The 12,875-nt window shown below is 46.6% G+C and carries 11 protein-coding genes; 7 read left to right on the forward strand and 4 right to left on the reverse strand.

The window, feature by feature from the left end:
* Positions 1-77 precede the first annotated feature (77 nt).
* From CAP50_RS05330 to CAP50_RS05345, 4 genes are all read left to right on the forward strand, one after another.
* A complete protein-coding gene (locus CAP50_RS05330) occupies positions 78-1,883 on the forward strand; it encodes an acyl-CoA dehydrogenase (protein WP_100749259.1) in 1,806 nt (601 codons plus the stop codon).
* A gap of 221 nt (positions 1,884-2,104) precedes the next feature.
* Complete coding sequence (locus CAP50_RS05335) at positions 2,105-3,124, forward strand: NADP-dependent oxidoreductase (RefSeq protein WP_100749260.1); 1,020 nt, start codon at positions 2,105-2,107, stop codon at positions 3,122-3,124.
* Between the two features lie 3 nt (positions 3,125-3,127).
* A complete protein-coding gene (locus CAP50_RS05340) occupies positions 3,128-3,910 on the forward strand; it encodes an SDR family NAD(P)-dependent oxidoreductase (protein ID WP_075101158.1) in 783 nt (260 codons plus the stop codon).
* Positions 3,911-4,080: 170 nt separating this feature from the next.
* A complete protein-coding gene (locus CAP50_RS05345) occupies positions 4,081-4,845 on the forward strand; it encodes an SDR family oxidoreductase (protein ID WP_241900660.1) in 765 nt (254 codons plus the stop codon).
* Between the two features lie 192 nt (positions 4,846-5,037).
* Here CAP50_RS05345 and CAP50_RS05350 read toward each other — a convergent pair whose 3' ends face one another.
* The gene (locus CAP50_RS05350; RefSeq protein ID WP_100749261.1) at positions 5,038-6,234 is read right to left on the reverse strand and encodes an amino acid aminotransferase; all 1,197 of its coding nucleotides are present in this window, start codon (positions 6,232-6,234) and stop codon (positions 5,038-5,040) included.
* Between the two features lie 125 nt (positions 6,235-6,359).
* On the opposite strand from CAP50_RS05350, the gene CAP50_RS12860 reads away from it, so the two are divergent.
* Complete coding sequence (locus tag CAP50_RS12860) at positions 6,360-6,635, forward strand: aldolase/citrate lyase family protein (protein WP_274539905.1); 276 nt, start codon at positions 6,360-6,362, stop codon at positions 6,633-6,635.
* On the forward strand, positions 6,581-7,219 hold the full coding sequence (locus CAP50_RS12865; RefSeq protein WP_274539906.1) for an HpcH/HpaI aldolase/citrate lyase family protein: 639 nt from the start codon (positions 6,581-6,583) through the stop codon (positions 7,217-7,219). The genes CAP50_RS12860 and CAP50_RS12865 overlap by 55 nt, the downstream gene beginning before the upstream one ends.
* A gap of 88 nt (positions 7,220-7,307) precedes the next feature.
* On the opposite strand, the gene CAP50_RS05360 is transcribed toward CAP50_RS12865, so the two are convergent.
* The 3 genes from CAP50_RS05360 to CAP50_RS05370 form a co-directional block, all read right to left on the reverse strand.
* A complete protein-coding gene (locus CAP50_RS05360) occupies positions 7,308-7,892 on the reverse strand; it encodes a TetR/AcrR family transcriptional regulator (protein WP_100749262.1) in 585 nt (194 codons plus the stop codon).
* Positions 7,893-8,316: 424 nt separating this feature from the next.
* Positions 8,317-9,579, reverse strand: coding sequence for a YbfB/YjiJ family MFS transporter (locus CAP50_RS05365; protein ID WP_100749263.1), 1,263 nt, complete (start codon positions 9,577-9,579; stop codon positions 8,317-8,319).
* 486 nt (positions 9,580-10,065) lie between these two features.
* On the reverse strand, positions 10,066-11,265 hold the full coding sequence (locus CAP50_RS05370; RefSeq protein ID WP_100749264.1) for a sugar transporter: 1,200 nt from the start codon (positions 11,263-11,265) through the stop codon (positions 10,066-10,068).
* A 352-nt stretch (positions 11,266-11,617) separates the two neighbouring features.
* Between CAP50_RS05370 and CAP50_RS05375 the strand changes: the two genes are divergently transcribed.
* Positions 11,618-12,322, forward strand: coding sequence for a hypothetical protein (locus CAP50_RS05375; RefSeq protein ID WP_100749265.1), 705 nt, complete (start codon positions 11,618-11,620; stop codon positions 12,320-12,322).
* The last annotated feature ends 553 nt before the right edge of the window (positions 12,323-12,875 follow it).

Here is a 12,875-nt window from a genome sequence, read left to right on the forward strand (position 1 = left end):
TAAATGACAATACGGTAAGGCGTTAAATTAGATTACTATCAAGTCATCAACAAATTTAATGAGCCAGCGAGGGCACTATGGCAGCAGATACGCTTATCAACGACTTTGAATTACCGTTTCAACTCTACGATGTATTGAACGCAGAAATCTTAACCAAACGTCCTAAGTTTGCAGAACACAGCCGCGAAACCTTTGACGCGGTATTGGGTACCGCCAATAAAATCGCCACCGATTTGTTTTTGCCGCATAACCATGTGGCCGACAAGAACGAGCCACAGTTTGATGGTAAAAAAGTCAGTATGATAGATGACGTCAAAGTCGCCTTTGATGCGTTTCGTGAGTCGGGCTTTATCGCCGGTCGTTATCGCTTTGACGATGGTGGCATGCAACTGCCTGAGACGGTGATGACGGCGGTGGCAGGCTACTTTATGGCCGCCAATCCGTCGACCACGGCTTATCCATTTTTGACCACGGCGGCGATTAACGTCATCTCACATTTCGCCAGTGATGAGATTAAAAATGCCTTTATGCCGCGCATGCTAACAGGCGAGTTTACCGGCACCATGGCATTGACCGAGCCGCATGCAGGTTCATCGCTTGCTGATATCAAAACCACCGCTGTCAAACAAGATGACGGCAGCTATCGTATCAAAGGCAGTAAGATTTATATCTCAGCAGGTGATCATGAATTGTCTGACAATATCGTGCATTTGGTATTAGCCAAAGTGCCGGGTGGCCCCGCTGGCGTCAAAGGCATCTCGCTATTTGCCGTGCCCAAGTATCGACTCAATGATGATTTGTCAGTCGGCGAGCGTAATGACGTCCATTTAACTGGACTTATTCATAAACTTGGCTATCGCGGCGCGACGTCTACGGCATTGAGCTTCGGTGATGCCGGCGAGTGTCACGGCTATCTGATAGGGGATGAGCATTTTGGCTTGCGTTATATGTTTAAGATGATGAACGAAGCGCGCATCGCGGTTGGTTTTGGCGCGGCGATGATTGGCTATCGCGGTTATCAGTACTCACTCGATTATGCCAAAGACAGAACCCAAGGCAGAATCGCGCCCAATAATAAACCTGAAGATGCAGCAACGGCAATTATTAATCATGGTGATGTCAAACGTATGCTCCTTGCACAAAAAGCCTATAGCGAGGGCGGCATTTCACTCTGTCTATATGGCTCCAATCTCATTGATCGTATCAACACCTGTGAAGACGCCACGCTCAAAAACGAGCTATCAGAACTACTAGATTTACTCACACCAGTGCTCAAAGCATGGCCGTCTGAATATGGTCCAAAAGCCAATGATTTAGGCATTCAAGTATTGGGCGGGGCAGGCTATACGCGTGAATATCAAGCCGAGCAGTTTTGGCGTGACAATCGTCTCAACCCCATTCATGAAGGCACAAATGGCGTACAGGCGTTAGATTTGTCATTTCGTAAGTTATGGCAAAAAGGTGGACTTGGTATCCAAATTCTACAACGTGAAATCACCCAAGATTTAGAAAATATCAGCACACCAGAAACTGCGAAACTTGCGGGTAAACTGATGCCTTATATGGGTCATTTGCATGAAGTGCTCGTGCATTTAAGCAAAATCCTACAAACGGAAAAAGCCATGACGTTGACGGGTAATGCCCAAGCATTGATGAATATCTTTGCCTCTATCGTCGTGAGCTGGATTTGGATTCGCCAAGCGAGTAAAGCGGAACAATTATTAAATGATACGGCCGACGTTGATAAGCAAAACTTCTATCATGGCAAAATCCAAGCAGCAAAATACTTTATTGATTGGGAATTACCGCTAATCAATCGCGATATTGAGCTGTTAAATAATGACAATGCAGTCTGTACCAATATGCAAGTAGAATGGTTTTAAGAGATTGTTTGGTAAGTTTTTAACATAACAATATTTATTAATAGGATGCTAAAAGTGATGCTGGGATAAATTTTTCGAAGCCTCTGGAGTGCAAAGCGCACAGCAAGCGAGAAAAAATTATACCAGCATAACGCTCCTTACTATCTTTATCTTATTTTGAACAAACGATTTTCGAGCAAACGATCCCAATGACTTTTTATACAATTTTAAAGGAATAAATAATGACAGCTGATAACGAACAGATCAATAAGCAGTGGCGCTTAAGAGCAAGACCAATTGGCGAACCAAGTGCGGAAACTTGGGAATATACCGAGACAGAACTGCCGACTATCGCAGATGGTGAGCTGTTGATAAAAATCGAATATATCTCAATAGATCCGGCGATGCGTGGCTGGTTAAACGATGCCAAATCGTATATACCGCCCGTACAGATTGGCGAGGTGATGCGCGCAGGTACCGTGGGTAAAGTCATTGAAAGTAAGCATGAAAAGTTTGCTGTTGGCGATTATGTCGCAGGTCATAACGGCGTGCAGTCCTATGCCATCAGTGACGGTACTGGACTACATAAAGTCGATCCAAACCTTGCGCCATTGTCTTATTACTTGGGCGTGCTCGGTATGCCGGGTATGACGGGCTACTTTGGTTTATTAAAGACGGGTCAACCAAAGGCGGGCGAGACTGTCGTCGTCTCTGGTGCTGCCGGCGCGGTCGGCGGCTTGGTTGGGCAAATCGCCAAACTCAAAGGCTGCCGCGTCGTCGGTATCGCTGGTGGTGCTAAGAAGTGTAAATTCTTGGTCGATGAGCTGGGCTTTGATGCGGCGGTAGATTATAAAAATGAACATGTGAAAAAAGGCTTAAAACAGGCCTGTCCAGATGGCGTCGATGTCTTCTTTGACAATGTCGGCGGCGACATTTTAAATGACGTCCTCACGCAAATTAATCTGCATGCGCGTATCGTGATTTGCGGGGCGATTAGCCAATATAACAACACCACAGAGGTCAAAGGACCATCAAATTATCTGTCACTGTTGGTCAATCGTGCGCGTATGGAAGGCATCGTCGTCTTTGATAATATCAAAGAATACCCGATAGCGATGAAAGACATTGCAGGCTGGATTGGGTCAGGTGACATTAAAGTAAAAGACCATATTGTCGAGGGTATCGAGACCTTCCCAGATACCTTGATGATGCTGTTTAAAGGTGAAAACTTCGGCAAGCTGGTACTTAAGGTAGAGGGGTAAATCATGACAGTGAATACAAATGGAATTGCATCAGACGTAACTGGTAAACGCATTTTAATCACCGGCGGCGCGTCTGGCATTGGCGCTGCCAGTGCGCTACTGCTCGCCAGTCGCGGTGCGAAAGTCGTCATTGGCGATTTGGCAGAAGAGATGGGCGCAGCCGTTGCTCAGCAAGGGCAAGACGCGGGCAATAGCATCGTCTTCAAAAAGGTCGATGTCACCAGTGGCGATGAAGTGCGTGCGCTATTTGCTTTTATTATGGAAACGTTTGGTGGTCTTGATGTGGTGATAAATAACGCCGGTATTGACCATAAGCCAGCACCAATGCACGAGCTAAGTGACGATGATTTTGATCGTAATATCGCCGTAAATCTAAAAGGCGTTTGGCATTGTATGCGTGCTGCCGTTGCTTGCATGGCGACCAACGGCGGCGGTCATGTGATTAATGTGGCCTCCATTGCTGGTTTGCGTTCTGCGCCGCTATTATCCGCCTATAGCGCGGCCAAGCATGGCGTTATGGGGCTGACCAAGTCTGCGGCTCATGAATATGCGCGTGTCAATATCCGCTTTAACGCCGTTTGCCCAAGCTTTATCGATACGCCGATGGTGCGTAATACTATGGCAAATATGGATGAGCGCGCCCAACAAGCAACCATCAAAGCCAGCCCAATGCGCCGATTGGGTGACGTTGGTGAAGTAGCGGGTGCGATTGTGTGGCTGGCGAGTGATGAAAGTAGCTTTATGAATGGTCATGCCTTTACCCTTGATGGTGGCATGTTGGCTTAATAGTCAAATAACTGCCAAACCATTACGGCGTTAGCCTCGCTCGATGTACTATTTGTACTATCTATGCTCGGCTGCCTTGTAATGTATTTGCAGTTTTTCGACTATAATTTATGAAGTGGTTACGATAAAAAAATTGAAAACTGAATAGCTAGTTCAAAATATAAGGAGTAATGATGAAAGATTTATTTGATTTAACGGGTAAGATTGCGTTAGTGACAGGCGCAAGCCGCGGTATTGGAGAGTCTATCGCTCGTCTATTGGCATCTAGAGGCGCGCATGTGATTGTCTCTAGCCGTAAGATTGATGCGTGCCAAGCGGTCGCTGACAGCATCAAAACTGACGGTCATAAAGCCAGTGCCTTTGCTTGCCATGTTGGTGATATGGAGCAGATAGAGGCAATTTTTGAGCATATCAAGAGTGAATTTGGCCGTATTGATATCTTGGTCAATAACGCCGCGGCAAACCCTTATTATGGTCATATTTTAGATACCGATCTGGGCGCGTTTGATAAGACGGTAGAAGTCAATATTCGTGGTTATTTCTTTATGTCGACGGCGGCGGGTAAGATGATGCGCGAGCAGGGCGGCGGGGTGATTTTAAACACCGCTTCGGTCAATGGCTTGGTCGCCGGTGATAAGCAAGGTATCTATTCAATTACTAAAGCGGCGGTGATTAGTATGACCAAGGCCTTTGCCAAAGAATGCGGCCCTTTAAACATTCGCGTCAATGCGCTGCTGCCAGGTCTGACCGATACCAAGTTTGCCTCGGCCTTGACCACCAATGATAAGGTCTTAAAAATGGCACTACATGCCATTCCGTTAGGACGCGTGGCCGATCCGGACGAGATGGCGGGCACGGTGTTGTATCTGGTGTCTGATGCGTCGAGCTATACCACGGGTGCGACGGTGGTCGTCGATGGCGGTATGCTTGCCTAATTATTTGCTGAGTCACTGATAGCCAGTTGAAAATAATTAGTCATTTGCTTAGCTTTGTCTTAAATAGTAATGAGTGATTGGCCGTAACAGCACAGCTTGTACGCAAAGTAAAAAACCGCCCAGAGGTGAGTCTCTAGGCGGTTTTTATTTTTTATACGGTTTGTAAATGGCTTAGCACTTCGCTCAGCGCGATCAGTCTTTTAGCACTTCGGCCATGGCATTGGCGACATAGTCGACGTTGTTGACGTTTAGGCCTGCCATACACATACGTGAGTTTGAGACGATATAAACCCCAAACTCTGTTTGTAAGCGCTCGATTTGCTTGGGGGTCAATCCTGTGAAGCTAAACATGCCGTTTTGCTTGGTGATGTAGTCAAAATTGCGCGCTGGCACGTTGGCTTCTAGTACTGATTTTAGCTTGAGGCGCATGGCTTTGATGCGATCACGCATGCCGTAAACTTCGCCGACCCACTGCTGGTGCAACACTTCGTCGTTCATGACGATATCGACCACGCGGCCACCGTGTGATGGCGGGCTGGTGTAGATACGGCGTACGGCGTAATTGAGCTGGCCAAAGACGCGCTCGGCCTCTTCTGCCGTAGGGCATACCACAGACAAGCCGCCCACGCGCTCACCATATAGCGACAAGTTTTTGGAAAATGAGTTGCTCACAAACACAGGTAAACCCAGCGCCACAGCTTTGCGAATGGCATAAGCATCGTGGTCCATATCTTGCCCAAAGCCTTGATAAGCGATGTCCATAAATGCAATCAGCTCACGCTGTTTCATGATGTCCAATAGCTCATCCCACTGGGCATGGGTCAAGTCCATACCAGTTGGGTTGTGGCAGCAAGGATGTAGTAGCACCACATCGTGTTTATTTAACTTTGCAATGAAAGCTAGCATCTCATCAAACTTAATGCTGCTGGTGGCAGTATCGTAGTAAGGATAGGTGCCCACCTCGACATCCGAGCCTTCAAAGATAGCAATATGGTTGCTCCACGTCGGATCGCTCACATAGCACTTGGAGGCAGGAAACCATTCATGGATAAACTCAGCGCCGACTTTTAGCGCGCCAGAGCCGCCCAATGTGGCAATGGTAGCGACGCGTTTTTCTTGTAGCACCGCGGCGTCCTTACCAAACAGTAGGTTTTGACAGGCGAGGCGATGCCCTGGCAATCCTGCCATCGGCAGATAAGGTCTGGGCGAGATGGGGTCAGCGATTCGTTGCTCGGCGGTTTTTACACACTCAAGTACTGGCAGTTTGCTATCTTCATCATAATAGATGCCGATGCCCAAATTGACTTTGTTTGGGTTGCTATCAGCAACAAATTTATCTACTAGACCCAAGATAGGGTCACCCGCATAATAGTCGACGCGTTCAAACATTTTGATTCTCTACAAATAAGATAAAATAAGGTCTCAAAATCATAAACTACATTGTCGCTGAACTCAATGTTAGAATGAACGAATAATGACAAAATACGTATCAATATACATTAATGAGAGTTGGAATGACATCACGTACAGACGATACTGCACATACCGAAAACACTCACAATGCCAATACATGGCTATTTGTACCGGCAACGCGCATGGACAGAGTGGCCAAAGCCTTTGCCAGTGGCGCAGATGCTGTCATTGTCGACTTAGAAGATACCGTGGCTCTAGAGGATAAAGCGTCAGCGCGCAAGGCGTTACAAGAGTATTATGCTCATGCCGACTATCGGCCCGTGTGGGTGCGTATCAGATCAGTCAAGCAGGCAGTGATGAGTTTGCCAAAGACATAAAAGCCTGTGAGCGGATGCCCAATCTCGCTGGCATCATATTGCCCAAGGCAGAACAGGCCACAGATATCGAATCCGTCCATCATTTAACTCGACTGTCTGTCATTGCACTGATAGAAAACGCGCGTGGTCTGTATCAAGTCGATACGATGGCAAAAGCGTCGGGGCTGCGTGCTTTTAGCTATGGGTTTTTGGATTTGTGTAATGATTTGAACGTACAAGTAGGAACGCCGGCGGCAGATATTATCGCCAATCAGATTCGCTATCAGCTTATCCTTAGCTCTAAAATCCATCAGTTAGCGCCGCCCATCGATACCGTGTATCCTGATTTTCAGGATGCCAAAGGATTGACCACGCACGTGCAGCTCTGGTCGCAGATGGGGATGGCAGGGATGCTCTGTATCCATCCCAAACAAGTGGCCGTGGTACAAAACGCGCTGATGCCAACCGCTGCCGAGATGGAGTTCGCTCGGCGAGTGGTGACAGAGTACGAGCGCCACGGGCAGGCGGTATTTAAGGTAGAGGGCGAGATGGTCGATGCGCCGGTGATTGAGCGCTGTCAGCAGTTATTAAAAAATAGCCGTTAAATAAAATGCTGACATCACAAGGGCCTTGCGTTTAAGTGATGTTAAAAGTTATGTTCAACGCCATGTCAAAAATCTGTCAAAAACCATGTCATAAAAAATGCCTAAACATAGTATCAATATACCGCTCGATGGCCTCTGTATCAGGGTTGACCTGCGCATAGGTACGCAAGCCGATGAGCTGGATTTGGAAATAGCGTGCCAGTTCGGCAGGGTCCTGATCACAGCTGATCTCGCCATGGTCGATCGCTTGCTCAAAGGTGTTGACAAAAGAGGCTTCTACCTGCTTTAAGATACTAGTCGCGTGGGTGAGCAATTTTGGACTATCGTTTTGTGTCAGCTCGCCGATGGTTTTGACCACCATGCAGATACCGCTGGGCGCACAGCCTTTGCTACAGATGGTGACGCTTCGAATAAAACGCTGTAGGCCTGCGAGCACGGTTTTTTCTTGGGCAATACAGTTGGCAAGATTGGCCGCGCCTTGCTCAGCATAGCGGTTTAAGGCTTCTGTAAATAAGCTGTCTTTATTACCAAACGCGGCATAGATGCTGCCAGGGCGCATATCGACGACATCTTGTAGGTTTCGCATCGAGGTGGCGTGATAGCCTTTTTCCCAGTAGAGGTTTTTGGCTTTTTCGATCACCTCATCACGATTGAACTTGGCTTGTGCACTCATGCGGCTCCCCTTAAAAATCTCTGTCTGATTAGGGCGTGTTGAATGTTCACAAATAGGCACTGCTGATCGCTAAAATTGTTCCAGACAAGGCGCAAAGCGACGATAATGCAGATGCCTTAGCTAGATTTGCAACGCAGTATGGCGCAATTTTAGCATCAGCCGTAGGGACAGGACTCTTTCTTGCCGCTTTATTGGTAAAAATAGACGCTTAGAGCGACTAAGCTTACTATTTTTACCTTCAAATCGTCTAAAAAATAGTCTCTGTCAGTGCCATGGTTGACTGTTCAACACGCCCTAAGTACATCAGCGTATCACTGTATCGTTTTTATACTGGATTGACTCTATGTTGTTAATCATTTTTGTCTAAAAAACGCCATTATTATAAAGTCATTTGCCTTATCAAGCGGCCAAACTTTGGCGCAAATTAAAGCGGTTTTTGCGGCTGTAATAATAAAGCCAGTCCAATGGCGACAAAGGCGGCAAGACCAGAGACCATATAGCTGATGCGAAAGTCGCCCGTCAGCTCTGCAAGATAACCTGCTGCCACGGGTCCAAGCGCTTGACCACCCGAAAAGGCAAATGTCAGCGCTGCAAGCGCACTGGCTGCTGCAGCTGCACCAAAATAATCACCAGCGCAGGCGGCCATAATGACAGGAACGCTCCAGACCACGAAACCAAACAAAATAATCGACAAATATAACCCCAAATGCCAATCCGTTAAGCCGATTAACAGATAAGCGATGGCAAGAAAGAAAAATGCCAGCGCGAGCCCAAGGCGACGGCCGATGTGATCAGAGATCCAGCCAAAAAGCATGCCAGAAAAGACACTCAGTAGACCAATCCATGCCCAAATACTGCCTGCAGCCGCTTCACTGAGCTGATAAGAGCCCACCATACTGGTCACGATGAAGGTCACATAAACCATATAAGTCGCGCCATAAATAGCAAAGATAACGCCCAAATGCACGAGTAGCTTGAGGTTACTGCGCTCTAGATTCTTTTTGTTTTTTACGGGCGAAGTGGGTACACGCCCGAAAGGGCTGCGCGTGACATCGTCTGGATGATTGCGAATCAACGCAAAAGTAAGGCACGCCACCACAATATTGATCAGCGCAAAAATCAGCCAACCCGTCTGCCAAGACAGTAAGCTAAAAAAGGGCAATAGTTTTGGGACGACAAAGCCCGATAGAATAATGCCAAAGCCAGGGCCTGCCATCACCAGCCCCAACGCCAGCCCGCGATGCGACGGAAAGAACCAGTGTGACATGACGCTCATCATCGGTAAGACCACGCCGCCGCTGCCAATACCAGTGAGCACATAAAAAGCGCAAAGCATAGGAAAACTGGTGGTAAAAGCCATACCAAGCATAGAGGCTGCGATGACCACAAGACTGGCCGTACCGGTTAAACGAGTACCAAACCTAGGTAGAATAAGCGGACTTAAAAGCACAGCGACAAGATAACCGATCAGATTGGCAAAACCTAATATACCGCTTTGGGTGTAGCTCAATGCCAAAGACGCCGACATCGACGGCAGCAGCATACCAAAGGCAAATCGTCCTAAGCCCAGCCCGCAAAACATCGCTATAGAGCCTGTAACGGCGACAACCCAAGCATAATGTAACCTGCCTAAGCTAAGCGGCGGCGTGCGATTGCGCGGCTCTGATGGCAAGCTGTCCTCACGCATGTTGCTTCTCCGAAAGACCGAAGAAATTGGCGCTTATGTGCCCCATACGCATGATACACAAACCAAGTACCACCGCTGTCTGGCGTAAAAGATTGCCCATTTTACACTTATCCTTGTGTGGGTAATGCAGTACAAAAAGTCCGGTAGCAATGAGTATAGCTTTGCCTGAACACTCGTTCAATAGAAGTTATAAAAGTTTATGCAAATTGCTGCTGTTTATGTAAATTACTAGGGCGTGTCTTTATTTCAAAAATGGTGATAAAAATGAGATAAATTGCCGTCAAACAAGGAAAATAGCGCCGTTAATATCAGAATATTGACCAGCTATTTGACGACGTTTGACAAGATTTGACCATTTTTAGCCCATTTAGATAGCTATCGCGTGAATTGAAGACACGCCCTAAGATATGGTGATGAGTAGCATAAAAAATGCCAGACCGTTTAGTAGGCTGGCATTGTATTTAGGTTCGAATCATCTAGCCTTAATTAGCCGAGTCTTTTACTCAGCTCAGGAAAGCGTTTGATCATAAATAGCATCAGTAGCAGCGCCGCACTAGCGATGGCCGCCCCGACATAGCCCACGCTTGATAGCGACAGATGCGTCACCGCGTATCCACCAAAGAGCGCCCCCGTACCAATTCCTAAATTAATAATACCCGAAAACATCGACATCAGCATGTCTTGGGCATTGACATCGACCATGATGACTTTGGCTTGCATGGAGATGATCAGTAGCATCAGCGCCGCGCCCCATAACAAGGCAATTAGGCTGAGCACCCAGATCGAGGTCACCACATATAGCAGTACTAGCATAGATAAAAGCATCAGTATCGTCGAGACCAGCATAATCCGCGTGTTAAATCGATCACCCCAACGGCTAAATATGACACTGCCGGCAATCCCTGCGACACCGAATAACAGTAAAATGATCGTCGCTGAGTTTTCGCTCACTGAGCCGACCTGCCGCATAAACGGCTCAATATAAGAGTAGGCGCTATAGTGAGCGGTAAAGACCAATAGGATAAGCAAGTACAGGCAGACCAATAATGGGTTTTTTAGCAGTTCTGGTATTTTTCTAAAAGAGCCTTGAAACATACTGGGCAAGGTCGGTAACAGCTTGGCTTGTAGCATAAATACCACAAAAGCAATTACCCCAATCCCGCCAAACGTCGCGCGCCAGCCAAACCATTGACCAACCAAACGCCCCAACGGCACCCCTAGCACCATCGCCAATGAGGTACCCGTCGCAAGCACGCTTAGCGCCAGTGCTTTTTTGCCTTCTGGTGCTACTCGTATGGCAATCGCCGCGGTGATGGACCAAAATATCGCATGCGATAGCGCGATACCTACGCGGCTGATCAGCAGCACATCAAAGCTCCAAGCAAATACGGACAATACATGACTGGCGATAAATACCGCAAACAATGCTAGGAGTAAGCTTTTACGCTCAAAGCGACTGGTCAGTAGCATCAGCGGCAATGACATGGCCGCAACGATCCACGCATACAGCGTCAGCATCCAGCCAGTCTCGGCAGTGGTGATAGAAAAATCTTGGGCAATGTCACTGAGTAGGGCGACGGGGACGAATTCTGTGGTATTCATGATAAAGGCACTGACGCCCATCAAAAATACTTGAAAATACTGAGTCCGGCGAGCATCTAGGCTCGCCTCAATGTTGTGTTTCATAAGATCCAATACAAGAAAATGCTAGGGCGTGTCTTCACTCGATGAGTAAGAATAGTTAAGCAAGAATAATTAAGTAAGAACAATAAGGACACGCTCTAATACGATAAGAAGATTAGCCAATAAGGGGGTAAAATGCTGGGTGGTAAACACCTTTAGCAATATAAGAATGGCGAGGCAAGATACCAAGACCGCGGCATTAGTTAAAGGACTTTTTTGCTAAGGATTGTTAATTTGATATCGAACGGACGATATCGCGTCAATCGCGCTCATCTAGATCGTATATCTAAAAACCTCTAAATAAGAGATAATAGCCGCTATAAAACCATCAATTCATACAACAAGGCCGTCCTGCATGACCAAAGAAAACCCTTATCACTTTTTGCCGTTACAACCCACTGGCAGAAACGAGACCGACAACGTAAACACCTATGCTCCTGAAGACATGATAAAAATATACGAGCAGCAGTTTCTCACGCACGTGCCTGAAGACCAGCTAAGCGAGTTTTTGCCTGCACTAAAGCAATTTTATGATATCGATGACAATACGTTGGACATCGCTGCGGTCATCTTTGATGCCATAGCGGATGCGGCGATTATCTATAATCACAAGGTAAAAGCAGGCGGTTATCAGATATTAGGCAGCTTGGTAACAGAGCAGCTGGAGTACGAGCAAGCCGAAGACAGTAATGAAGGCTCAAATTCAAATGACAGCTCAGACAATCAAGCCTATACCATAGACTGTATGCGTACGTTTTTTATCAATGATATCGAAATACCGTACCACTTTAATCTATTTATCCAAGGCGACGGTTATTCTACCTTGACCGAAAAAAACACCGTGCTAGAAAAGATATACTGGCTGGTCCATGGTGAGTCTGAAGGCGATTTAGACGATACAGCAACTTCTTTAGAATCTATTAACGAGGCGCTAGCCAGCTTACGCATCAGAGCGATGGATCTAAACACCATCCATCAGTTGCTCAATTATATAGAAGATCATCTGCTCGATGACGACATGGCAGACACGCTAAATACTCTGATAGATGCCGCTGAGTAGGTCTTGTCTTATGAGTATGACTCATGACTCACCGTAAGTGTGAATACGCGACAGCCGTTGTCGCAGATGATATAAATACACTGTATTTTTATCAATCTTTATATTATAGTTATTGAGTCAGGCAGCAATAATTTTAAAAACCATAACCGGATATAGTTAATTCACTTTAAAAACGATACAATGCAGCTGGTATGAATTTTGCGCAGCATCTGTCAGCGTAGACACAGTAAGCAAGGAAAATTTATACCAGTTGCCCGTTCATATGAGCGTATCGATTTTATCTAAAACTGACTATAAACAACAACTGGACAAACAGTGAGCCCTCGGGGCGCAATGCCTCACTTTTTCACTGAGTTGTCTTTAATGATGCTATTTTCGTTTTATCTTATCTTCCTTTGCCTTTACAAATCCAAAAATCATAGTTGTTAATAAGCATAAAGATTGAGCACAAAAACGCTCGTGAGTCTGGCAAACATGCTGACGAGACGATAATAGCAAACTGCGTCAAAAAACCCGCTTCATAAAACAACTGCTTGACCAAAGCGATTAATCT

It is taken from the genome of Psychrobacter sp. L7 (assembly GCF_002810365.1).
Taxonomy (GTDB): Bacteria; Pseudomonadota; Gammaproteobacteria; order Pseudomonadales; family Moraxellaceae; genus Psychrobacter; species Psychrobacter celer.